The organism is Inediibacterium massiliense (assembly GCF_001282725.1).
Taxonomy (GTDB): Bacteria; Bacillota; Clostridia; order Peptostreptococcales; family Thermotaleaceae; genus Anaerophilus; species Anaerophilus massiliensis.
In genome coordinates this window covers 336132-362149 of the sequence record NZ_LN876587.1, presented here as the reverse complement: position 1 = coordinate 362149, position 26018 = coordinate 336132, and the positions used below count along the sequence as shown (strand labels likewise).

At 29.6% G+C, this 26018-nt stretch carries 21 protein-coding genes; 7 read left to right on the top strand and 14 right to left on the bottom strand.

All coding sequences use genetic code 11. The annotated features are described in order from the left end of the window. The first annotated feature begins 170 nt into the window (after window positions 1-170). Window positions 171-1256, top strand: a complete 1086-nt coding sequence (locus tag BN2409_RS10245) for a TlpA family protein disulfide reductase (RefSeq protein ID WP_053956541.1) — start codon at window positions 171-173, stop codon at window positions 1254-1256. Between the two features lie 90 nt (window positions 1257-1346). Here BN2409_RS10245 and BN2409_RS10240 read toward each other — a convergent pair whose 3' ends face one another. Beyond that, window positions 1347-2015, bottom strand: a complete 669-nt coding sequence (locus tag BN2409_RS10240) for an S-layer homology domain-containing protein (protein WP_053956540.1) — start codon at window positions 2013-2015, stop codon at window positions 1347-1349. Window positions 2016-2144: 129 nt separating this feature from the next. Beyond that, window positions 2145-4127, bottom strand: a complete 1983-nt coding sequence (locus tag BN2409_RS10235; protein ID WP_207642563.1) for a methyl-accepting chemotaxis protein — start codon at window positions 4125-4127, stop codon at window positions 2145-2147. A gap of 537 nt (window positions 4128-4664) precedes the next feature. Between BN2409_RS10235 and BN2409_RS10230 the strand changes: the two genes are divergently transcribed. After that, window positions 4665-6296: an MBL fold metallo-hydrolase RNA specificity domain-containing protein gene (locus tag BN2409_RS10230; protein ID WP_053956538.1), complete on the top strand. Its 1632-nt coding sequence runs from the start codon at window positions 4665-4667 to the stop codon at window positions 6294-6296. Between the two features lie 10 nt (window positions 6297-6306). Here the strand turns inward: BN2409_RS10230 and BN2409_RS10225 are convergent, their stop codons facing one another. From BN2409_RS10225 to BN2409_RS10215, 3 genes are all read right to left on the bottom strand, one after another. Then, entirely contained in the window at window positions 6307-7212 is a 906-nt protein-coding gene (locus BN2409_RS10225) for a DMT family transporter (RefSeq protein ID WP_199872998.1), read from the bottom strand. Window positions 7213-7415: 203 nt separating this feature from the next. Beyond that, window positions 7416-9467 (bottom strand): methyl-accepting chemotaxis protein, encoded by a 2052-nt coding sequence (locus BN2409_RS10220; protein ID WP_053956536.1) that lies wholly within the window; start codon window positions 9465-9467, stop codon window positions 7416-7418. A gap of 526 nt (window positions 9468-9993) precedes the next feature. Then, a complete protein-coding gene (locus BN2409_RS10215; protein ID WP_053956535.1) occupies window positions 9994-10830 on the bottom strand; it encodes a CvfB family protein in 837 nt (278 codons plus the stop codon). A 302-nt stretch (window positions 10831-11132) separates the two neighbouring features. On the opposite strand from BN2409_RS10215, the gene BN2409_RS10210 reads away from it, so the two are divergent. Then, entirely contained in the window at window positions 11133-11423 is a 291-nt protein-coding gene (locus tag BN2409_RS10210) for a hypothetical protein (protein WP_053956534.1), read from the top strand. 74 nt (window positions 11424-11497) lie between these two features. Here BN2409_RS10210 and BN2409_RS10205 read toward each other — a convergent pair whose 3' ends face one another. From BN2409_RS10205 to BN2409_RS10175, 7 genes are all read right to left on the bottom strand, one after another. Beyond that, window positions 11498-12316: an EFR1 family ferrodoxin gene (locus BN2409_RS10205; protein ID WP_053956533.1), complete on the bottom strand. Its 819-nt coding sequence runs from the start codon at window positions 12314-12316 to the stop codon at window positions 11498-11500. 73 nt (window positions 12317-12389) lie between these two features. Next, window positions 12390-13238: a methyl-accepting chemotaxis protein gene (locus BN2409_RS10200; protein ID WP_053956532.1), complete on the bottom strand. Its 849-nt coding sequence runs from the start codon at window positions 13236-13238 to the stop codon at window positions 12390-12392. 191 nt (window positions 13239-13429) lie between these two features. Then, window positions 13430-15076 (bottom strand): M20/M25/M40 family metallo-hydrolase, encoded by a 1647-nt coding sequence (locus tag BN2409_RS10195; RefSeq protein WP_053956531.1) that lies wholly within the window; start codon window positions 15074-15076, stop codon window positions 13430-13432. Window positions 15077-15290: 214 nt separating this feature from the next. After that, the gene (locus BN2409_RS10190; RefSeq protein ID WP_053956530.1) at window positions 15291-17474 is read right to left on the bottom strand and encodes a methyl-accepting chemotaxis protein; all 2184 of its coding nucleotides are present in this window, start codon (window positions 17472-17474) and stop codon (window positions 15291-15293) included. 160 nt (window positions 17475-17634) lie between these two features. After that, window positions 17635-18573 (bottom strand): AEC family transporter, encoded by a 939-nt coding sequence (locus BN2409_RS10185; RefSeq protein WP_053956529.1) that lies wholly within the window; start codon window positions 18571-18573, stop codon window positions 17635-17637. 46 nt (window positions 18574-18619) lie between these two features. Continuing rightward, window positions 18620-19006 carry a (deoxy)nucleoside triphosphate pyrophosphohydrolase gene (locus tag BN2409_RS10180; RefSeq protein ID WP_053956528.1) on the bottom strand — a complete coding sequence of 129 codons (387 nt, stop codon included), beginning with the start codon at window positions 19004-19006 and terminating at the stop codon, window positions 18620-18622. A 398-nt stretch (window positions 19007-19404) separates the two neighbouring features. Then, on the bottom strand, window positions 19405-19950 hold the full coding sequence (locus BN2409_RS10175) for a beta-class carbonic anhydrase (RefSeq protein ID WP_053956527.1): 546 nt from the start codon (window positions 19948-19950) through the stop codon (window positions 19405-19407). Between the two features lie 322 nt (window positions 19951-20272). On the opposite strand from BN2409_RS10175, the gene BN2409_RS10170 reads away from it, so the two are divergent. From BN2409_RS10170 to BN2409_RS10155, 4 genes are all read left to right on the top strand, one after another. Further along, on the top strand, window positions 20273-20929 hold the full coding sequence (locus tag BN2409_RS10170) for a DUF6143 family protein (protein ID WP_242847948.1): 657 nt from the start codon (window positions 20273-20275) through the stop codon (window positions 20927-20929). A gap of 331 nt (window positions 20930-21260) precedes the next feature. After that, window positions 21261-22079 carry a transporter substrate-binding domain-containing protein gene (locus tag BN2409_RS10165; RefSeq protein ID WP_053956526.1) on the top strand — a complete coding sequence of 273 codons (819 nt, stop codon included), beginning with the start codon at window positions 21261-21263 and terminating at the stop codon, window positions 22077-22079. A 27-nt stretch (window positions 22080-22106) separates the two neighbouring features. Continuing rightward, window positions 22107-22757 carry an amino acid ABC transporter permease gene (locus BN2409_RS10160; protein ID WP_053956525.1) on the top strand — a complete coding sequence of 217 codons (651 nt, stop codon included), beginning with the start codon at window positions 22107-22109 and terminating at the stop codon, window positions 22755-22757. 14 nt (window positions 22758-22771) lie between these two features. After that, complete coding sequence (locus BN2409_RS10155) at window positions 22772-23515, top strand: amino acid ABC transporter ATP-binding protein (RefSeq protein WP_110943078.1); 744 nt, start codon at window positions 22772-22774, stop codon at window positions 23513-23515. A 170-nt stretch (window positions 23516-23685) separates the two neighbouring features. On the opposite strand, the gene hcp is transcribed toward BN2409_RS10155, so the two are convergent. Both hcp and BN2409_RS10145 read right to left on the bottom strand, forming a co-directional pair. After that, window positions 23686-25326, bottom strand: coding sequence for a hydroxylamine reductase (hcp, locus tag BN2409_RS10150; protein WP_110943200.1), 1641 nt, complete (start codon window positions 25324-25326; stop codon window positions 23686-23688). Window positions 25327-25576: 250 nt separating this feature from the next. Beyond that, on the bottom strand, window positions 25577-26017 hold the full coding sequence (locus BN2409_RS10145; RefSeq protein ID WP_053956522.1) for a MarR family winged helix-turn-helix transcriptional regulator: 441 nt from the start codon (window positions 26015-26017) through the stop codon (window positions 25577-25579). Window position 26018: the final 1 nt, after the last annotated feature.

Below are 26018 nucleotides of genomic sequence, written 5' to 3'. Positions count from 1 at the left end.
ATTTCCTATGTATTATGAAAATGCTTCTTTACTCCATATCCTCATAGTGCTTATGATTGTTTACATCTATAAAAATTTTAGTAATCGCATACTACAAAAACCATATTCTATATAGAAGAAGTAGAAACTTTCTTATATAATAGAATAAAGAAATAAGGAGGCACTATAATATGATTAAAAAATTCATTTTAGGATTATTGATAGGAACACTTCCCTTTACTTTTATCGGTTGTTCTAAAAAAGAAAAAAATCCATTCACTCAACCTAGCCAAACTCAATCTAAAAAAAACCATTTTGTTGAACTTGCAGAGTTAGGTTTTAGCTTTACTATGCCTAAAGAATGGGATAATAATGAAAAATATATTGATGGTATTGTTTTAGGAGCTTCTCCGGATAGTTCTGATCCTTTATATGGGGGACTTAAACTTTCTTATATTCCAAAGGAAAGTGTAGAAAAAATGCAATCCTTTACTACGGATGTCAATTCCAAAAACGAAAAAGAATGGAAAGACCTTTTAAATACATTAAAACCTCTAGTACATTTTAATATTTACCATAAAGATAAAATAAATTCTACTTCTATAGAAAATTTATCAGGACTTGCTCATAATATTTTTCTTGGAGAACAAGAAGATCTAGTATATTACTTATGTTATCCAGATCCTAATACAATTGTAGGTTTATCCCAATCATCACAAAAAATGTATGATCAATTTTACAAAGATATTGCAAATATAAAAAATACTGTGAAAATTTTCAAACCTACTCTTCCAACACATGATGAGCATACTGCTGAACTAATGGGAGCATTTCCTTCCTTTGAAGCTATGGATATCAATCATAATAGTATAAGCAGCAGTATATTTAAAGATTATCCACTGACTATGATCCATATATGGGCTACCTATGAAGACCCTTGTATTGACCAAATACCTGATCTTCAAAATCTCTATTCTGAAATGAAAAAGCAAAATGTAAACATCATAGGAATTATTGAAGATGCACAAGACCATGAAGAATTGGCACAAAAAATATTATCTCAAAATAAAGTTACTTATAGTAATATTATTCCTGATAAAATTCTTCAAACTAAATTTTTAAATACACTCTCTTCTTATCCCACTAGTATTTTTGTAGATCAGCAAGGAAATATAGTAGGAAAGCCTATTATAGGCTCAAAAAGTAAAGAAGAATACAAAAAAAATATTATAGAAACATTAGAACTAATCAAAAAACAAAATATAAAAACTCCTTGAGTCTAAACTGCCCCCCTTATAATAAACAGTCGTATTATTTTAACTGTCTACTATAAGGGGAGCATATCAAGTCCAAGGAGCTTTTATATTTTAGTTTTTCAATTTTTCATATAACTTTACTATTAAAACAGCCGCTTCTTCTCTTGTTAAAGGATTAGAAGGCTTAAAAGTACCGTCCTCATATCCTTTCATGATTTCTAATTCATACGCCTTTTGTATATAAGGTGCAGACCATTTTTTTTCATCTACATCTACAAAAATTTTTCCCATATTTTTAACCTCCTCTAAAAATAATTTTTTATCAATTGAATTTCCTGGACAGGTCTTTGTTACAAAAGGTCCTTCTCTATGAAATTTAATACAATCATATCCAAATCGATCTGCAAAATATTTAGATAACATTAATATGCTTTTCTTTTGCTCTCCTTCTAATTTCTCCTTTCCCACATCGAAATTGCCAATCATCTCAACTGCAAATGCCCCTTTGTTCCATCCAGCAATACTAGCAGGTGAAACATTAAAATCCCTTCCTGTAATAAGTTTTCCATCTGGTGCTAACGTCACATGTTGTGCAATATCTGACCATTTTTTAGTCTCAGTATGATAACGATACATAGCTTCTTGTAATTCAATATGGTTGTTTCCATTAAAATTACTATGATCTGGTTTATAAGTATGATGTATATGAAGTTGCTTAAAACTATAATTGTTTAGCATCTTTATCAATTCTTCAATTGTAACAATTTTAAAATTCCACATGTTCTTCACCTCTCATTATTCTTTATATTATAAGTTATTCTATTTCTTATATGATGAGAACTATAAAAAATGATATCTAAAAAAGCCCTTAAAATTTTTATATTTTAAGGGCTTTTTATCCTAAGAATTTTATATTTTAAATTGTTCAATAGACTTTTGAAGTTCTTCTGCAAGTTTTGCTAGTCCTTCGCTGGCATTTGCAATTTCTTCCATAGATGCAGTTTGTTCCTCTACAGAGGCAGTAACCTCCTCTGTACTAGCTGCATTTTCCTGTGCAATGGCAGACAAGTTTTGGATCGTATCTACAATTTCAGATTTTTTCTTTTCCATTTCTTTTCCTGAGAAATTTAATTTTTTTACAATTTCTTCAGATACTTTAATAGCTTTTGCAATTTCTCTGTATTTATTTTCAGTGTCTTTCACACTTTCTCCTTGATCTTTGATGATCATAGATACATTTTGAATCGTCTCTTGTGCAAGTTTTGTATTGTCCACAAGTTCTCTTACAATTTCATCAATTTTTGTAGTAAATAAACTAGATTGCTCTGCTAACTTTCTAATCTCTTCTGCTACTACTGCAAATCCTCTTCCATGTTCTCCTGCTCTTGCTGCTTCTATAGCTGCATTCAGTGCTAAAAGATTGGTTTGATCTGCAATGGATGCAATCATATTACTAGCCTCTCCTATTTTATTAGAACTTACACTTGCTTTGCTAATAACCTGTATAATATCTTTTGTTGCTCCATCTGTCTCATGTGTTTTCTGAATCAAATCCTCAATAATATCTAGTCCATTTTGAATTAATTGAACCACAGATCTAGATGAATCTGTCATTTCTTTTATATATTCTTGATCTTTTTCTATCAGTTGCCCTAATTCTAAAGAACGTTCTGCTCCAATTTGTGTATCTTGTGCTTGATCAGTAGCCCCATTTGCAATTTCCTCTATGGTTTTGGCTACGTCTTCTCCACTAGATGCTGCTTGTTGTGAAATAGCCGTTAATTCTTCTGAAGAAGCCGCCACTTGCTCGGAGGATTCTATAATGCTTCCAATTAATTTTCTAAAGTTATTTGTCATTCCATCAAATGCTTGTACCAAATCTCCTACTTCATCTTTCTTATCTAAAAGCTTTTGTGGAATTTCTTTTGTTAAATCTCCTTTGGATAATTCTTTTGCATGCTCTGTTGTAAATTTTAAAGGTGCCAAACTCTTTTTAATAATAACATATGCAATCAATATTAAAATCAGTGCACCTGCTACATAAAGATAAATAATTCTTAATGTAACTTCATTCAATTTTTCCAATGCTTCTTCTTCATCGATTAAAAGCCCTATAGACCATTTGTTAAGAGGTATCGGCTTATAAGATATATAATAATCTTTATTTTTATATGTAATTTGTTTAATATCTGTCTCTCCATTAATCATATGAGAAGCAATATCTTTCAACTCTGAATCTTGCAAGATATTTTCTTTCATGATTTTTTTAGAATCTTCTGCATATACATAAGTACCATCTTGTGCAACTAAAAAATTTGATCCACCTTTTCCAATTACATAGTGTTTCATAATCTTAGGAATGGATTCAAGAGAAATGTCTAAAGCTACAAATCCAACCACTTTATTTTCATCTCGGATAGATTGCATAACCGATACAATCATTTTTTTTGTATCTGCATCTACATAAGGTTTGATAAATACTGTTTGTCTATCATTCATAACTACTTCATACCAATCTCTTGTTTTTACATCATACTCTGGTTCAGAGACACTATGCTCACTATCAATGTAAAAATTTCCTCTATCATTTCCTACCCAAGCAGAAAGAATATAAGAATCTTTTTCTTTTATTTTTTCTAACGTATGAGAAATAGACTCATAAAGGACATGGGATTGGATCTGATCATAAGTATTGACTTCTTTAAGATATTTTTTAATTTCTTGATTTGTACTCATCTGCTGTGTAATGATTTGTTGATTTTGAAGTATTTGTTGTATTTCTTGAGTTGCAAGTCTAGATTTTAACTGAATTTCATTTGATATACTCTCGGTGATTATATCTTTTGTATAGTGGTAGAAATAAATACCTGTACTCATAAAAATCAATATCACCACTAAAGTTATTGCCAAGAGAACCTTTTTGGTTATACTAAAATATTTCTTTTTTAAGAACGTTTTCAATAATCTTCTTCCTTTCTCTCTTAATTGATTTATTATTTTTCCACACATGATTCTTCTTTAATGTCTAATATATAAATCTATCATATTAAATAATATTATATTATTTTTTATTACTTTTTTCTACAGTTTCTGTACAATTTAGTTATAATTTACCATATAAACATTTTAAAACTTTACTAATCATTTAACAATTCTATAATTTTTTAAAAAAAGCAGTCGATTTCTCGACTGCTCATCTAGATCACCTTTGCTTTCGCAATAGATGTCTTTTATTTATCATATGTAATACACATTATATTTGTAAACTTGGCTACTTGTATTGTAAATAAAATATTTTTTACATATATATAAAGTAAATAAAAAGTATTTCACTTAATCATAATATAATTCACTCATTTGATATCTATGGGAAAAAAATACTTTGTTGTAGTATAATAAGATCATACATCATATAAAGGGGGACTTCTCATGCAAATACAATTTTTAGGAGCATCAAAAGTAGTCACAGGTTCTAATTATTTAATTACTACAGATAAATATAAGCTACTGCTTGATTGTGGTATGTTTCAAGGAAGCAAACAACTAGAAAAACTAAACTTTGAAAATTTTCAATTCAATCCTGCTGAAATAGATTTTGTAATCCTTAGTCACGCTCATATTGATCATAGTGGAAGAATTCCTAAATTAGTGAATGATGGATTTAAAGGTAAAATCTTTAGCACAAAAGCTACAAGAGATCTATGCAATATTATGTTAGTAGACAGTGGTCACATACAAGAATCTGATGCCAATTGGGAAAACAACAAAAGAAAAAGAGCAGGTCTCCCGTTTGTAAAACCTTTATATACAGCTGAAGATGCACTGATTAGTCTAAATTATTTTTCTCCTGTTTTATATGATCAAAAAATTGAAATTAATGAAGATATTGCTCTTCGTTTTAGAGATGGTGGCCATATATTAGGTTCTTCCATTATAGAACTTTGGATTACTGAAAAAGGAAAGACTGCAAAAATTGTTTTTTCTGGAGATTTAGGTATTAAAAATAAACCAATTCTTAAAAATCCTGAATATATAGAAGAAGCAGATTATCTTATTATTGAATCCACTTATGGAAATAAAATTCATGAAAAACAAGAAACAAGCATAAAAAGACTGATTGAAATTATCAATGAAACAACTTTAGATGGCGGAACTGTAATCATTCCTAGTTTTGCAGTCAATAGAACTCAAGAGCTTGTCTATGAGTTAAATAAATATTATGCTCATACTAAAGAACTTGAAGCTTTTATGAGAGTTCCCGTCTATGTAGATAGTCCTATGGCTGTATCTGCTACACAAGTTTATAGAGAAAATACAGATTGTTTTGATGAAGAAACCAAAAGACAAATATTAAATGGCGAAGATCCTTTTAATTTTGAAAATCTCTATTATGTCAAAAGCCAAGAAGAATCCATGCGATTAAATACTCAGCCTTACCCTAAAGTTATTCTTTCTGCTAGTGGCATGTGTACAGCGGGACGAATCCTTCATCATTTAAAACACAATTTGTGGAAAAAGAAAAATAGTATTGTATTTGTAGGTTACCAAGCAGAAGGAACTCTTGGCAGACAGTTAAAAGAAGGGGCAAAAAAAGTAAAATTATTGGGCGAGGAAGTTGTAGTAGAAGCACAAGTTTATAGTATTGAAGGTTTTTCAGGTCATGCAGATCAAAATGATTTAATAGATTGGATCAAAGGCTTTAAAAAACTTCCCAAAAAAGTTTTTATTGTTCATGGGGAAGAAGAATCGTCTCAAGCTTTTTCAGATCTTATACAAGAAAAATTTCATATAGATACGATTATTCCAAATATGGGATATGTGTTTGAGATCAAAGATAATATGCTTAGAAGCTATTCTCAGGAAATACTAGAACCTATTAAGAAAAAAGAAAATATTATTAAAGAATTACAAGAAATATATACTGTATTTGACAATTTAGTATATAAAACAGATCTTTTAATTGATGAGAAAATGCTAAAGAAAGATTATGATAAATTAAAAAACAAACTTTTAGAATTAAATCAAAAGCTTATGGATATTAATATGTTTTTAAGCAAATAAAGATAGGCATCTATTTTGATAGATGCCTATCTTTTTCACTATTTTTTGATCCTTTTATAATTCCATATATAGATAAAATAATCATGAGACTCCCAATCATTGTACTCCAAGTAATTTGATCTCCAAATAAAATCGAACTGAGAATTATACTTGTAATAGGCTCAAATGTACTTAATATAGATGTATTAGAAGGTCCTACAAGCTTAATCCCTATAGAAAAATTTAACAATCCTAAAGTAGATGCCAAAGCAATAGCAACAATAGGAATACAAGAATATATATCCTTTGGAATTATCAAATTATCTGTAAACATTCCAAATAAAAATATACTTCCTGCAGAAAAAATAGAAATATAAAAGGTTAAAATAATACTATCCATATCTTTTATTTTTACATTATGTCCAATTTCTAATATATAAATAGAATAAAAGACTCCAGAAACCAATGCCAGCATAACTCCAAACATATTTAGCTTTATAGAGTTAAAACCTATCAATACATAAACTCCTATAATAGAAAGAATCAAAGAAATGATTTTGCTCCTATAAAGCTTTTCTTTAAATAATAAAAAGGATAAAAAAATCACTGCAGCAGGATATATAAAATGTAATATAGTAGAAAGTCCTACTGAAATGTAATGATAAGATAAAAATAAGGTTAAAGAAGTTAAAGAAGACCCTACAATACCCGTAAAAATCAAACTCATAAGAGTATCCTTTTTAACTTTTATATTTATTTTTTGTTTTAAAAAATAACAACTTAATAAAATACCTGAAAAAAGAAATCTTAAAAATACAACTGTTATAGCATTTGTACCTCCTTTATAAGCATATGTTGCAAAAATAGGCATAGTTCCAAAAGAAATTGCTGAAAAAATAGCACATAAGGTGCCCTTCATATTCATTTGATTATTCATTTTGATTACTCCTCTATATGTATCATTCCTTTCTATTATACCTTTTAAATACATAAAAAGCATCTTTTTCAAAAAAAATACCCTTACGGGTATTTTTTATAATACATAAGAAATTATATACTGAATAAAATTGTGAAAAAGTCTATAGTTTTCATTATGTATTTCAAAAAGTCTACTTACAAATCTTTTGAAGAAAGACTTTTTTATATTTTAAATTGAGCAATGGTTTTTTGCAATTCTTCAGCTAATTTTGCTAATTCTTCACTTGCATTCGCAATTTCTTCCATAGATGCACTTTGTTCCTCTACAGAAGCTGTAGCCTCCTCTGTACTTGCTGCATTTTCTTGTGCAATAGCTGATAAATTTTGAACGGTTTGTAAAATCTCTACTTTTTTCTCTTCCATTTTTGTTCCTGAGTCATTTAATTTTACAATGACCTCTTCTACATTTTGAATGGCATTATTTATTTCTTTATATTTCTTTTCTGTTTCTTTTACACTTTCTTCTTGATCTTTTATGATCATAGATACATTTTTCATAGTTTCCTCTGCAAGCTTGGCATTTTTTACTAGTTCTGTTACAATTTCATCTATCTTTGTAGTAAATAAATTGGATTGCTCTGCTAATTTTCTTATTTCTTCTGCTACTACAGCAAAACCTCTTCCATGTTCTCCTGCTCTAGCAGCTTCTATAGCCGCATTGAGCGCTAAAAGATTGGTTTGTTCTGCAATAGACGTAATGACATTAGTAGCTTCTCCAATTTTATTAGAACTCTCGCTTGTTTTTGTAATCACATGAAAAATATCTTTTGTTGCATCATCTGTCTGCTCTGTCTTATCAATTAATTCTGTGATAATTTTTAATCCTCCATGAATCAATTCTATCACTTCATCTGAAGTTTTATTCATATCTTTTGCAAAACATTGATTGTTTTCTATAAGATTTCCTAATTCTTCAGATGTTTCAAGTCCTCTTTGGGTATCCTGTGCTTGATCTGTAGCTCCTTTTGCAATTTCTTCTATGGTCTTGGCCACTTCATCTGATGCAGATGAAGCTTGTTGTGAAGTAGCTGTCAATTCTTCTGAAGAAGCTGCTACTTGTTCAGAAGATTCCACAATATTTCGAATCACTTCTTTAAAACTTTGAGTCATATTGTCAAAAGCATTTGCTAAATCTCCAACTTCATCTTTTTTGGATAATAAATTTCTTGGTATGGCTATGGTTAAATCTCCTTTTGCAATTTCTTTAGCATGCTTTGTCAAAATATAAATAGGATGAATGCTTTTTTTTATGATAAAATATGCTACTCCTATTAAAAGCAGTGCACCCAATAAATATAAGATAAAAACCCTTAAAGAAACTTCTTTTAATTCTCCTAAAGCTTCTTCTTGATCTACCAAAAGTCCTACTGCCCATTTGTTTATTGGAATAGGCGTATAAGAGAAATAACATGGTCTTCCTTTATATATAATTTCCTCTACATGTTGATCCCCTTGAATAAACTGTTCTCCCTTTCCTTTTACAAATTCTTCTTTTAAAATATTGTCTTTCATGATTTTTTTAGAATCTTCATGATAAAGATAATCTCCTTGTCTCGTAACTAAAAAGTTGGAACCTTTTTGACCAATCACATTTTGTTTCATAATTGGAGGAATAGCATCTAAAGAAATATCCATTGCTACTACTCCTATTACTTGATTATCTTTTTTAATGGGTTTCATTACAGAAAGTACTAATTTTTTTATGTCATTATCAATATATGGATCTGTAAACACTGCTTGATCCGCCTTCATAACCATATCATACCAAGGTCTGCTTTTTAGATCATAATCTCTACCAGATACAGCTCCATCTTGATCAATATAAAAATTTGCTTTTTCATTTCCTACCCATACAAATAAAATAGATGGATCTTTGGTTCTGATTTCTTCTAAAGTTTTTGCGACATCTTTATATAATGGATGTACTGTAATTTCATCATAGGTTGTTATTTCTTCTAAATATTGTTTGATTTGTTGATTTGTACTCATCTGCTCTGTTATAGTTTGTTCATTTTTTAAAAATTCTTCTATATTTTGAGCAATTCCATTAGATTTTAGTTCTATTTCTCTAACAACACTTTGAGTTAACTTATCCTTTGTATAATTGTGAAAATAAGTACCTGTTACACTAAATACAAGAAGAATCACCATACTTATAACTAGCAAGACCTTTTTTGTTAATCCTAAATGAGTAATTTTTCCGTAAATTTTCATAACTTTTCTCCTTTTCTCAATAATATAATATGTCGCATTTTTGCTAATACATTTTTATTATAGTACTTTTTGTCATATTTTTCTATAATTGTGCATAATTTGTATGTATTTTCACAATATATTTTTTGAAAAGTTAGCATTATTCAGTCTTATTTCTTTGTAAATTTGCATTTTTGTATCAAAATTCGAACATTCCTATGGAAATTGTCCATGTCGCCAATTCCTATATAATAAAAAACATCTACTCTTTTAAGTAGATGTCCGACTATTGACAAACTATATTTTAGCAAAGTCATAAAATTTGAAATTTTAGTGACGTTTTTTATGACTTTGTCTACAAGCTTACATCTATTCTTTTAAGTAGATGTCCATTTTAGAATGTAAAATATATGATCAATCAATTATAAATATTTTTAATTTCCATTATAAAGTTTTTTATCATTTATATTTAATCATTTTATTGAATATAATATAAAATCATATAGATATATACTCTACCAATCGCCATTTGAATTTTTATTTCAAATTATATTTTTTCTATTCCTCGATCTGTAAATTTAATTTTGCCTTCCTTTAATAATCTCCCAATAGCTCTTTTAAATGCATTTTTACTCATATTTAGTTCTTCTTTTATTTTTGTTGGAGAACTTTGATCATTAAGATAAAGCACCCCCATAGATCTGTCTAATTCCTCTAAAATAATATGTACATCTTCATCCATTTGCTTATAAGCTTTTTTTCTTAAACTCAAATCTAATTTTCCATCTTCTTTTACTTTAATAACTCTAGCTTCTACTTCATCTCCACACATATAATGTCCATAAAATTCATTTTGTGGAATGAGCCCATGATATTTCAAATCAATTGCTACAAAAGCACCTATTTCTCTTTTCACTTTATATATAGTACCACTTACTTTATCATTTTCTTTATAAGGTGATTGTTCTTCTAATAATTTATAAACATCCATCGTAGCACATAATCTATCACTTTTATCTATATATAAAGAAACTAAATAACTTCTTCCTACTTGTACCTTATTGGTTTGTTCCTTAAAAGGCAAAAATAAATCCTTCTCTAATCCCCAATCTAAAAAGGCACCTATTTGGGTAGTCTCTATCACTTTTAATTTGGCTAACTCTCCAAGGGTTATTTTAGGTTTTTTAGTGGTAGCAATCATTCTATCCTCAGAATCTCTATAAACAAATACTTCTATTTCATCTCCTACTTTGATATCCTTTGGTACTTGCTTTTGTGGCAATAAAATATCATCATGATCTTCATTCTCTTGTTCATTTAAATAGACCCCTATAGACGTACTTCGAATTACTTTTAATACTTGTATTTTTCCTAATTGAATCATATGACACCTTCTTTCCTATACTCTATTTTTTCCTTATTTTTATAAAATAATCAATCTTTCACAAAACTTCCTCTATTGTATCATACTCCACTAAAACCACAAAATTATTTTTCTTTCTCCTCTCTTCCTGATTTATTACTATGAAAGATACCCACAATGATACTATTATAAAGATAAATTTTCATTAACTTATTATTTTTATTTTTTATAATGTAAAATATTCCATAAATTGAAGGATTTATTTAATTTTTATAGAATAACTAACTATATATAATATGATATTTAATGATGGAGGGGATTTTATGAATAGAGAAGGTTTTAATCAATTTTTATTAGAATCTAATCAAGAAGAAAGAGAAAATTTAATCCAAGCTGCTGAAAGCTTAGAATCATCCTATGAAAAAAGTTTAGATGAAATTACTGCAACTGAGGAAGATGCACAAAAATTCCGTATTACTTTATATCTTGACGAAAATTTAACTCCTGCAGATAAAAGATTATTTCCTGACGTAGTAAAATTATATTATGAATTCATACATAAAAAACCACTACCACCTATCAAAGCTAGAGGAAAAGGCCAAAAACAAGGATAACAATTAAAACCCGTAGATAAAATAATATATCATCTACGGGTTTTATTGTTTCTAGTGAAGTAAAAACTTTTATTTTATATAAATAATTCTGGCTCTTTTCTAAAAGAATACTCTTCTTCTAATTCATATTTGTGTCTTAAATAATCTTCATCATCATAATATTTTGCATGAGCAGGACATTTTTTAATACATGCTCCACATTTAATACAAATACCGTTTAATTTAGAAACATCTTCAAAATCAATAGAACCCATAGGACAGACATTTACACAAATTTTACAATTCTTGCAATGATCATTTGTTTTTGGCTTTACCTTTCTAATATCTACAGGAATACCATTTTTATTTTTAGGCATATAATATTTCCTATAGGGTGTATTTCCTTTTACCTTTACACTTTCAGCTAAAGATTGAGTTGTAATTTTTGTATATATTTCATCAGCAAACTTACTGACTAAATCCATATCTTTTTCATCCGGTCTACCTTTTGCAAGTATCTTAGAAAAAGAATGTTCTCCTATAAATGCTGCTCCTGCAATTACATGAAAACCATTATTCTGAAGAATATCTTTTAACTCTATCAACGCATCATCATAATTTCTATTTCCATAAACAACTACAGCAATTGCCAATGCCCCATTTCCTTGGATAGAATTTAGATATTTTAACAATATATTAGGAACTCTTCCAGCATATACTGGCACTCCTACAATAACAACATCCTCTTTTGTAAAAGCTACTTTAGCTTGTCTTACTGTAGGCAATGTAAAATCAATATTGTTCATACTTTCTTCATATCCTATACTTTCTAAAATTTTATTTCCTATTCCTAATGTTATTTTTTTCGTTGTATCTGTAGGACTAAAATACATTGTATGAATTTTTTTATTCATCCCAACACCCCCTAAGTATTTTTTCCCAGTTTTTAAAACATCCTGCCTATCCAAGTAACTTCTATTATCGGTATTACTTATATCTTTCTACAAATACTTCTAATCCCTTCACAGCACTATTAATTTGTTCCATACTAGATGATATTTCTTCTGTTGAAGCTGCCTGCTCTTCACTAATAGCTCCTGTACTTTCTATGGTATTGCTAATTTGACTTACAGTACTATTCATTTCCGTAAGTATATTTTGAATGTTTTTAACAGCATCCTGAGACTGATCTGCTAATTTTCTTATTTCCTCTGCTACTACTCCAAATCCTCTTCCATTTTCTCCAGCTCTAGCTGCTTCTATAGCAGCATTTAAACCTAATAAGTTTGTTTGAGTTGCAATTCCTTTTATAAATTCTAAAATTTCTGTTGTATCTTTTTGCTTTTTATTTAATTCTTGGACACACATAATAGCATTTTGTCCCGTTTCAGCTAAGCTTTCTGCAGATACTGAAACTTGATTAATACTTTCTGTTGCCTGTTTTACAACTTTTGCTAGGTTATTAATACTCTCTACAAGATTCTTATTATTTGCAAAATCTATTCCAGAGCTTAAGGTTCCGATCACTTCATGATTTATACCATATATAGGCGTAAAGATGGTTTTTATGGCTCTTCCATATACCTCTTCTGGCACATCTGCAAATGTTTCTTTTTCATAACGAATACATTCTTCTATGGTCTTGATTCCTTTTATAGGTTTTCCCTCTGATAAATCTAGCTCAAATTCATTTGCTCTATGGTATCCTACATACTTTTCTAAATCTGTAAGACCTACTACCATATCTTCATGAACAATTTTATTCAAATAGGGTAATACTAATTTAAGTGCTGCTAATATATCTTCATTTGTTTCAAAAGTGTGAGAATTATTCATCCTTTGTATTCCTCCTTATGTATTCATCAAAACATATGCTACTTTATGATTATATAATATCAAATTATCTGCTAATCGTCTCCAAATCATATAAAACTTAATATAAAAATTTATGTCATCTAATTTTGTATACTAAAAATAGCTAAAGATTCCTTAGCTATTTTTAGTAATACTCTTCAATCATATATGTACTATTTTAAAAGATTCATAATTGTTTCATATACTAGCTTTGGAGCTATTTCATATGAATATTTTTTTTCTAATCTTTCTGTAAATTTATGAGCATCTTTTCCAAAAGGTCCAATATTGACTACTGGTAAATTTAATTTTTGCATATCTTCTAAAGGAAGATCATACTTTACTCCAAATGCTGGCATATTATTTTTAAGTGCTGCTATTACCCTATCGTCATTTGGTGCAGAAGCATAACTTAAATCTGATATATATGGATAAAATTTTTTACATACTATGTTATAATTTACATCCATACTATTTACTGCTTGATCTACTGATTCTAATAATAATTTATCTTTTTCTTCTACTCCCTCCACATATATATGAGGGTAATAAGGTGGAGCAAAATATACAATCACAATAGGGTCTTTATCTGACCACATACTATGTACTTCTGATACTACTTTCAAACTAAAATCTCTATCATCTACTGTCTTATCTTGTAATAATCTTTCTTCTAACTCTTTTATATGTTCATCTAATCCATCACCCATTTGTTCTTTTACTTTTTTATACAATTCTTGATAAGACATGACTCTAGCCTTCCATGGTAACTCTCTTTGTGGAAATTTACTTTTTTCACAGAAGGTATCATATTGTTTTTGTAAATAATGGATGACTTCTTCAAAAGCATCTTTTGCTGCCCCTTTCATTTTTTCCATTACTTCATCAGGACCACTCATATGAGTAGCATAGTTAAAATATAGATTTGCTGTTTTTGCAATTTGTGCAGAATATTCTTCTTTCATATCTTGTTGTCTTAAAGTAATAGGTGGAAGAGATACTTCCCCTTCTGCTATATCTGAGTATTCTACATTTAAATTGATTTTTTGTGTAATTGCTGCTGCCAATTGATTTGGATCTATTCCCTTAAATGGCTCTCCTACATGAGTTTCTTTTCCGACTATATAAAATGAGGGCATTAATTTTCCTACTGTTCCTATGTATATATATTTGCTATCATCATCTTCATATCTTTCTGCACTGTAATCTGTGTCAATAACTGCTACATATTCAAACCCTTCTTTTTCTTTCATTTTCACCAATTCTGGTACTACTGATAACATACCTCCGGAATTAGCTTCTTCATCTCCTACAGCTGCAAATACTAAATTTCCTTCAAATTCATCTAACCTTTGTGACAAATATTCTATTAAAACCATAAAGATGGCTACTCCACATTTCATATCAAAAATTCCTCGACCAAATATCCATTCTCCTGATTCTAAATCTTTTCTTGCATCTTCTGATAAAGTTACATTCTTTAGCTTTTTTGCTAATTCATAGGGCTTCGTAGCATATTCCTTGAGATTTCCATAATCTGATATACCCACCGTATCTATATGTCCTATTAAAACAACTGTTTTTTTGCTGTTTCCTTTCTTTCCTTTTAATGTTGCTACTACACTTTTTCTGCCTAGTTTATCATCTTTAAAATCTACATATTTTAAAAGTTGAGGATTCTTTTGATAATACTCCATTTTCATAAATTCATCATAAACTTTTTTACTAATCTCTAATTCTGCTTTTGTACCTACTACACTCAATACTTTTGTCAACTCCATATTTAAGGATTCAATTTTTTTAGCTAACCTGTTATTCATGCTTTTTCCCCCTTATTATTTTCATAACATGTAATATATTTCTATTCATACCATATATATGTCTAGTCCATCTTCTTTATCAGTAAAAAATATTATTTATATATTTTCCAATCATTATATACTCTAAAAAAACCCTCTTTTCATATAAAATTGAAAAGAGGGTTTTTTAAATAAGGCATTATTTCATTCAATACAATATAGAATGATTTAATTTTTAGTGAAATTGATTTAATTTCTCTCCTAATATATTAACTTGTTTTTTTATATTATCTAATGATTTTATCGTACCTTCCATTAAACTTCTTTGATGTTGTGTGAAATTGTGAATTTCTTCACCAGAAGCTGCAGTTTCTTCGGATACAGCTGCCATATTTGTAATTGATTTTTCTATTTCTGAATTTTTTATATTTAACTCATTTAATTGCTCATAGATTTCTTTAAAAGATTTTTCAAATTGAATATATATATCACTAGATACTTCAAAAGATTTTTCTACATTCTCAGAAGATACAATCTGCTCATCAATAGCCATATTTACATCACCAATAGACTTAGACACCTTTTGAGAGATATCTTGAATAGAATCTACAATTTTTCCTATCTTATTCGTTGATTTTCCAGTCTCTTCTGCTAGGTTACGAATTTCATCTGCTACGACTGCAAATCCCCGACCTGCATCTCCTGCCCTTGCTGCTTCAATAGAAGCATTAAGTGCTAATAAATTAGTTTGTGAAGCGATGCCATCAATTGTTTCTACTATGTTTCCTATGTTTTGAGTATTTTCTTTTAGCTCAGATACAATAACTGTAATTTCATCAGAAACGTTTCTAGCACGATTGGATTTATGTCTTAATTCCTCTAGATTCTTCTGATTCTCTTTATTTATTGTATTGACTTCTTTTGTTTTGGATACTAAATTCGTAGTATTCAAATTAATATCTTCTATTAATTTAGAAATATTTCCTACATAAGAAGCTCCTTTTACTGCATCCTCCGATTGTTGATAAATTCCACTTGATACATCTTCTATTGTCATTTCTACTTTATCAGAAAAATTCTTTACATGATCTAGGTCCTTTTCTGTAATTTTAATATTTTCAAATACCTCATTAAATGTATTCTTTGTATCCTTTAAAGCTTTCTCTACACTTTCACTAGCCCTATTTAATTTATCAAATACCTCTTTAAATGATATATATTTTGAATTCGTTCTAAATGAAAAATGTCCCTTTGACATTTCATCAATATGATTTGTAACGACATTAAGGATATTCATTGAACGACGATATACCAAAAATATTAAAATTGCAAGCAATGGAAGAAAAATATACATAATCGTTACAGAAGCTTTATTTACTTCTTTTGAATAAGCTAAAACATCCTGTTTATCTACCATTCCTACGAGTGTCAAATTTGTGTCAGGTAACTTAATAGCTATTGCCTTATAATCTCCTGGATACATCTTAGATTTTAGTTCTTCTGTAAAAATATAAAAAGGTATATTATCTAATAATTTACCATCTCCATTTAAATCTTCAATTTGATTTTCAAATTCTCCTAAATCTTCTATTGTTTTTGCTTTTTTTAATTTTTCAGGTATATAAACTTTTGAATCTTTATCTATATCAAAAAACTTAATACCCCTTTGATTATGATCCTTGGCATAATTAACAATCTCTTGGTTAAAATGCCATCTTCCCACAGATGATTTTTCTTGTTGGGTATTAAAATTTTTATCTGAAACGATTTTTCCTTCACAGTCTACTAATTGATAAAAACCATTTTTCAAAAGTTTTTTTGAACCAATAGATTTATTAACTTCATTTGCATAATAATCTATTCCCATAGATCCAACAGCTTGATTGTTATGATCCATAACAGGTACAGCAACGGTAATCATCTGCACATTTGTCAAAACGTCTCTATAAACATCAGACCAATATGTCTTATGATCGTCTACAGGCATAAAATACCAATCTTTTTTGTCTCCATTGTCGCTATATTGAGGATCATAGCCCTCTAACTCTTCATTAGGAGTGATAGCAGACAACATTCTTTTATTCTTGTCTCCTATGTAAATATCTACAATATCTTTTTCTTTTGTATGATAAGCATTGAGTAAAATATTTTCTACTCTATTTTCATACTCTACAGAATCAGAGAAATTTTTTATCTCTGGATTACTAGCCAGCATATAAGCTGATTCTTCATATCCTCTAAAAATATTTTCAATACTTTCTTTAGATGCATTGATTTCATCCATTAGAACATCATTGAGCATAGTATTAATTTGTGTTTGAGTCTTTATGGAATAAGTAAAATAAATTCCTGTAAACAAAAAAGCTAAAGTCACACATATTAAAATCACAGCATTTTTCTTAAATCTTCTTAATTTCATTATTACATATCCTCCCCTTTTTTAAACCCTTTCTCTTATGTTCCTTATAAATCCCTTTTATATCCCCCCTTTTGTAATATTATAACAAAAATAACCAACAAAAAAAATGGGCATAAAGATATAGTCTAAAAAAATCCCCTAAAGGGGACAAAGATTGACTTTACTGAAGAAATATTTTATATATGGGAATGATCAGTAAGCTTAGTATAGTAGTAATGGTAATCATAATAGCTGAATATTGACAATCTGCATGATATGATTTAGATACTATAGCAGTATTTGTCATCACTGGCATAGCAGCTTGAATCACAAATACTTTTTGCATAAGTTCTGGCAAAGGAAAGAATGTACATAAACCTATTACTAAAAGAGGAGATATAATAAATCTGCCTAATAAAACACCCCAAACATCTTTGTCAAATGAAATTCCTTTCATATCAATATAATATATTGTGTTTCCTATAAATAACATAGATAAAGGCGTTGTTAAATTTCCTAAATATTTGCAAGTATCCATCATAAATTTAGGGACAGGGATAGATAAAACGATTAAAAAGATCGCTACTATAAATCCCATCAGTGGAGGGGAACATATTCTTTTAATAGTATCTACGGACAAAAACCTCTTAGGTTCTTCTTCCCCATCTTTACTAATCTCAAAAACACCGATAGTCCAAAAAAAAGTCGTATTCGCTATATAATATAATAAAACATAAGGAACGCTTTCTGATCCAAATAAAGCTAAATTCACTGGCAAACCAATAAATATTGTATTAGACACAAAAAACATAGATAAAAAAGACCCCCGTCTATTGGGAGTAATATTAAAAATTTTTATAAATATTTTACCTAATACATAAGCCAATGCTATAGAAACAAAAGGAATGATTAACCCTTTTCCAAGACTTAAAAGTTTTGCTCTATCAAAATCTGACATAAGATTATAAAGCATCATAGCTGGTAATGATATATGAATAACAATTTTTGAAAACAATCCAGCACCTGATTTGTCCATCCACCCTTTATAGGTTAGAATATATCCGATTCCTATCATAATAATAATGCTAAAGATACTACCAAAAGCCGTTAAAAGTTCCACCTAACTCCCCCTTTTTTCTCATGATATATTTTAACTATAAAACATATCACATTAAACTCTCCTTTAATCTTTTTACTAACGGCACATCTGCTGGTGCAAAATCAAATGTATCCATTTCTTTAATATTAACCCATTTCACTTTATCATGAACAGATAACTTCATTTCCCCTTCAATGATTATAGAAAAATATGCTAACAATCTTATTTCACCATTAGAATATTTATAAATACTTTCGCCTAAAAAATCCCCTACTTCAATTTCTATATTTAACTCCTCTTGAATTTCTCTTTTCAAGCATTGCTGTGGTGTTTCATCTTTTTCGATCTTTCCCCCTGGAAACTCCCATTTTCCTTCTAAATTTTCATTTTTACCTCTTCTAGCTATTAAAATCAAATCATCTTTTATAATAACGGCTGCTGTTACATCCTTCATACCATTCGCTCCTTACAAAAAAATATTCACGTACATTGTATATAGTATATCATTCTGAAATTATTTTACACAAACATTAGTATTAAAGTATTAGGACAGTTAACAACATGGTATACTTCTTTGTACAAATTAAAATATGCTAACCTAAATTTTAAACTTAGGTTTATCAATTATGCCTAAAAACAAGTCCATAGTATATAGTTGGCCCTAAATATAGAAATAGAGTAAGATTCAAATACTCTCATTTCAATTATTGACATAGAACCTAATCCAATACAAAATTTTCTTATAAACAATTTGCTTCCCTAAGCTCAACAGGTTCAAAGAGGCAAGCTTTACCTTCTCAACTATAATTAGTTCCCTATAAACACCTAAAATTATATCAAATAAAATATAGTTTATTCAGAAACAGATGTCAGTTCTCCTGTAACAGAATCCATTATATATCCATATATACAGACATCATCTGGAATAAGTGGATGACGGCGTAACAATGCTACAGAATTTTTTACTGAAGTATTCACATCCTCAAATCCTCTTAACCAAGCATCTACATTCACTCCAAAATCTCGAGCTAGTTCAATTCGTTCGGAAGGAATTCCTCGCCGTTTCATATGATCCAGTATTTTTTCACTATCCATATGTTGAACTCCACAATCCGTATGACCAATAACAATAATTTCATTAACATTCAGTTCATATATGGCAACTAACAAACTGCGAACAGCACTTCCAAAAGGATGAGAAATGATTCCTCCAGCATTTTTGATAATTTTAGCATCACCATTCTTTAGCCCTAATGCTGCAGGGAGCAATTCTATTAAACGAGTATCCATACAAGTAACAATAGCAACTTTTTTATTTGGATATTTGCTTGTTCTATAAGTCTCATATTTTTTCTCAGATACAAACGTACGATTAAAATCTAATATTTTTTCTATCATTTTATTCTCCTTTTTGGGTATAAAAGTTATCGAACAATTGATTATTGATTTGTAATATTCAAAATGATTTTTGAGTAAAAACATTTTCAAAGCAATTATACAAAATATTTACCACTGAGTCTACCTCCCACATATGATATCCTCTTTTCATTCCCATGGTTAAATTAGTATATATAGATATTTTAATATTTAACTGTCCCTTTTTTGCTTACTATGAATACTATGTACTAAGACAGGCTTTCTTGAGTAATTTATCCTTCTCTCTTGATCCAAACTATTCATAATAGCTGTCTATATAGGTTATAGTAAAGGAGTAATATTTATGGACTATCACCCTAACATAAATTATCAAGGACAATATTCCAATTCATCTAATTGTATATCTTGTAGCTCAATAAACTGCCATAATCAACACTGTGGATGCTATCACTCTAAGCCATCAATCTTTACCCCATCGCTACAATATACAGTTGACGTTCCAATTAACCTAGCAAAATCTCTTGAAGGAAAATATTTTGTAGGCTATGCAGATAATCTAACCTTTGGAATGGGTACAAGTGCTTGGGCTAGATTATATAATCCACCAAACTCTGGTGTTAATTTGCATTTAGCCGTCTGGACTGTAAGTGATGTAGTAGATTCTTCATTTCGAGCTCAGATTTGGTTTAATGCATCTGCGCCTGGAGTACCTCAAAAATCCACTCTAATCACACCAGCTAATACTGCTCTTTGTCCTCTGCCACAACCTCGAATAGAACTTCAGTATGCAGTAAATGTAACAGGAGAGCCTACAGGTGGAATTAAAGCTTTTGTTCGACGTGCTCAACCTGAAAGTACACTAGTAGATGATGAGCAAGGTAAGTTTATATTCCCACCTTGCGGGTCTTTTCTCATATTTTTATCTAATCCAGAATCTCCTGACCTATCATCCTCAGGTAGAATTGCTTTTGGCTGGTGGGAAGAACCCCTTAAAATCTAACTTTTAGCTTGAATTGGCGTCCAGCTTTTCTGGACGCCATGTGTTTTTTTATTTACTCATAAACTTCTTCAATTCACTCTATTGATCTTATTCACTCTTTAGGATGAGTTAATTTTCCTCCAAGCACGCATCCCACTTTTTTCTTAATATCCATAAAGCCACTGGTTTTTCTAAAGATTTATTTTTCTTACTGTTTTTGATTGCATTATCTTATATTTAATAAAAATTATTTTGTTATTTGTATTGAATTTCATTATTTTTTTATGTATAATCAATTCATAGTATTCATACCAAAATACTATGAATTGATTATAAGAAGAGGAGAATGTATATGAAAAAATCAATCACAAAAATATTTAATGTACTTGCATTACTTACAATTTTATCAATGATATTTGTTGGCTGTAGTTCAAAACAAGAACCACAAAATGTAAATCTACTAGATCAAATTAAAAACTCAGGTAAAATGAAAGTTGGATTAATGGGAACATATCCTCCATACAATTTTTTGAATAAAAATAATGAAGTAGATGGTTTCGATGCAGATATTGCTAAAGAAATCGCAAAAAGAATTGGCGTAGAAGCAGAGTTTATTACAACTGACTGGTCAAGCATGGTTGCAGGTCTTGAAAAAGGAAAGTTTGATATTGTAGTAAGTCAAATGACTATCACAGATGAAAGAAAACAAACAATGGATTTTTCTAAACCATATATTAAAAACACTGTAAATGTTATTGTACGATCTGATAATAATACAATTAATTCTGTAGAAGATTTTAAAAATAAAAAAATCGGTGTTGGATTAGGAACAAATGATGAACAATATCTTAGAGATGATGTAATGCCGAAAGTAGGTAACTTTGAAATTATTACTTATAATGATGTTATTACTTCTTTAATGGATTTAAATACTGGAAGGATTGATGCAACAATTAACAATATCTTTGCAATCAAACCTGAAGTAGAAAAAAATAATATTCATATTAAAACCGTTGGAAAACCACTTAAAGAAGATTTTGCAGGAATGGCAATTCGTAAAGAAAACCCTGAATTTCTAAAAGCAGTGGATCAAGCTTTAGAAGATATGAAAAATGATGGAACATACAAGAAAATATTTATAAAATGGTTTGATGTTGAACCAAATATATAATTTAAAATAAATGGAGGAACAATCATCATGGACTTAGTACTACAAGACATCAATCTCCTTTTAAAGGGAGCCTATTACACTATGTTAATCACCATAATTTCTATGACATTTGGATTAATGATTGGATTATTGGTTGCTCTGGCTCGTTTGACAAAACATCAAACACTAGCTACATTTGCAAAGGGATATGTTTCTATTATTCGTGGTACACCTTTGTTAGTACAAATTTTTATTATTTACTATGGACTCCCAGATATAGGAATACTTTTAGATCCTCTTACAGCTGCCTGTATCTCTCTTAGTCTTAATATTAGTGCATATATATCTGAAACTTTAAGAGGTGCTATTCTTTCTATTCCTAAAGGACAAATGGAAGCAGCAATGTGTATAGGAATGACACACTACCAAGCAATGCGAAGAATTATTCTACCACAAGCAGCAAGAGTTGCTATTCCTCCATTAGGAAATACATTTATTGGTATGCTTAAGGAAACATCTTTAGTTTCTGTTATTACAGTAACCGAATTATTACGTACTTCCCAATTGTTAATATCAAAACATCTTGTTGTAATGCCATTTTATATTGCAATTGCTCTTATGTATTGGATCATGAGTACATTATTTTCTATAGGACTTGGGTTTATTGAAAGAAAACTATCAAAAATTTATTCATCTTAAGGATGTGGACTATAGTGATTAAAGTATGTAATTTAAGTAAAAAATTTGCAGATTTAGAAATTTTAAAAGAAATTGATCTTTGTATTCATCCTAAAGAAGTAGTCGTAATTATAGGACCTAGTGGCTCAGGTAAAACTACATTTTTGCGATGTTTAAATGGACTCGAAAGAATAGATCATGGACGTATTGAGGTCGGAGGCGTTGCCATTGACTCTGATGTGACTCATAAAAAACAAATCAAAAAAATTCGTCAACTCCGAAAAAATACAGGAATGGTATTTCAAAATTTTAATTTATTTCCTCATATGAGTGTTATAGAAAATGTAATAGAAGGGCTTATTATGGTTAAAAAAATGCCTATAGATGTTGCTATATCACTGGGAGAAAAACTTTTAAAAAAAGTAGGCTTACTTGACAAGAAAAATGAATACCCTTCTCGGCTTTCAGGAGGTCAACAACAACGAGTTGCCATTGCACGTTCTTTAGCTATGGAACCTAAGATTATGTTTTTTGATGAGCCAACATCTGCACTCGATCCAGAATTAGTTGGAGAAGTATTAACTGTAATGCAAGATTTAGCTAAAGAAGGAATGACAATGGTAGTAGTTTCTCATGAAATGGGATTTGCTCGTGAAGTAGCTGATCGAGTAATTTTTATGGATGAAGGTAGAATCATTGAAGAAGGTATTCCTAAAAAATTATTTAGCAACCCTCAAACAGAAAGAGCACAAAAATTTTTAGGGCAAATATTAAAATAATAATATGAAAAGATCTTGTTTTCTAAAATATAAACAAGATCTTTTTCTTCTTTATCACTTTCTAATGTTTCGCCATACGCCTATGTAATTGAAATCTTCAAAATACCTCCTAAAATCATAGAGTTTATTAGGATTCTTTACTAATCTTTTCATCTGTAAAATTTGTATTTTTAATAATGCTGTTGTAGAGAGTTCTTCAAATCATCATCTGGAGTACTTATGGGTTTTATATCAAATGTATCTACTAAGTATTGTAATACATTTGGAGATATAAACGCAGGTAAACTTGGTCCTAAGTACATTCCATTGATTCCAAGAGATAATAATGCTAATAAATCAGCAACTGCCTTTTGTTCATACCAGGAAAGTACTATAGTTAGAGGTAGAGAATTGACATCTGTGTCAAATGCATCTGCAAGAGCCGAAGCAATTTTAACTGCTGAATATGCATCATTACATTGTCCCACATCTAATAGTCTAGGTAATCCTGCTACTGTTCCAAAATCTAATTTATTAAATCTATACTTCCCACAGGCTAATGTTAGAATGACACAATCTTTAGGAACTTTTTCAGCAAATTGAGTATAGTAATTTCTTCCTGGCTTTGCTCCATCACATCCACCTATTAAAAAAAAGTGTTTAATCTTTCCTTCCTTCACTGCATTGACTATAGTTTCAGCATGAGATAAGGTTTCATGATGTCCAAATCCTACTAAAATTTCCTTTTCTTCTTCATCTTCTTTAAATCCACCAAGTTCCAACGCTTTATTTATAATTTCACTAAAATCTTTTGTACCCTCTTCATTCACTTTAATATTCTTAACGCCATCCCAGCCTACAACATTAGTAGTAAATATTCTGTCTTTATAGGACTCTCTTGGTCTCATTAAGCAGTTAGTAGTCATCAAAATACATCCAGGTATATTATCAAACTCTTTTTGCTGGTTTTGCCATGCAGAACCATAGTTCCCTACTAGATGCTTGTATTTTTTTAGTGATGGATATCCATGAGACGGTAACATTTCTCCATGAGTATAAACATTAATGCCTTTTCCTTCTGTTTGTTGAAGGAGCATTTCTAAATCTCTCAGATCATGCCCTGATATAACTATAAATGGTCCTTTCTTAATGTTTACATTAACTTTATGTGGAGATGGATTTTCATATGTCTCCGTATTGGCTTCATCTAAAATTCTCATTACTTCTACACTCATATCTCCTGTTCTCATTGTCATACGAATCAAATCTTCAAGAGTTAAATTATCATTTGTAGTAGCTTCTAATCCTAAGAAGTAAAACTGATCTACTTGATCACTATGATAATTAATAAACCTTGCTTGATGACCATAGGCACTTATACCTTTTAATCCATAAAGTATAGTGGATCTTAATGAACGAATATCAGCATCTAGTTCTTGATCATACATAATACCAGCTTTTATTGAGTCCTTTAACATTGATTCTTTAGTGTCACTAAGATCATACATAGCAGGATCAGGATATTGTCCAATAGGTGCTTTTTCCCTTAGAGCTTCTTTTATTTTTTGTGATTCTCTTAATAATTTCACATGAACCTCTGCATCAAAATTTACATTTGTTAGAGTAGTAAACAATCCATTCTCTACAAATTTTACAATTTCTTTATCTATAATTTCTCCCTTTTCAATTAAAGGTTTTGCATAACATGATATACCTTTTAATTGGTATATCAATAAATCTTGTAAATTGGCTATTTCTGGTGACTTTCCACATACTCCATGTTTTGTACAACCTTTTCCTCCCATTGTTTGTTCACACTGATAACAAAACATTGCATTTTCCAAGCTTTTCACTCCTTTAATTATTCTCTAATTTATATCGCCCAGCTCATTAGAAAATATGTATTCGTTTAAAATACATTGCAGATTATACAATTTAGATACCGTTATCTTAACCATATTTAATAAAAAAATACCAGCCAAGGTCAACTCACCTCAACCGGCATATTCTAATCTATTCAATTTCTCGTGTTTTCTCAAATAATTGTGGTTGGCAAATCCACTTTTATTTTACATAAGAGGCTTATTTTTTAGAATCTATATTATTCGTTACACAATAAGAATCAGTGATTTTTTTACACAACTTCACAAAACATTTCAATTCTTTTTCTGATAAAGTATCTTCAATTAAGTCCATAATTTCATTTCTAAACTTTTCTGATCTTGCAAGAAAGTTCTTTCCATCTGTCGTAATCATAATGTCATAAATTCTACGGTCTGTGTCCCTCCGTTGTTGAATGATGTAGTTTTTTTCCAAAAGCCTTTTAGTTAATTTAGACATACCCGCTTGGGAAATTCCACGAATTTCTGCTAACTCCTTTGTGGTCTTTGCTCCTTGCTTATCTAAGATATCTAGTATAGTATATTGTGCTGTTGTCACTCCTTCTATATTAAAGCGATTAATACTACTGATAATCATACATTGAAAAGGAATATAATTATCTTCTAATTCTTTTTTAGCCATA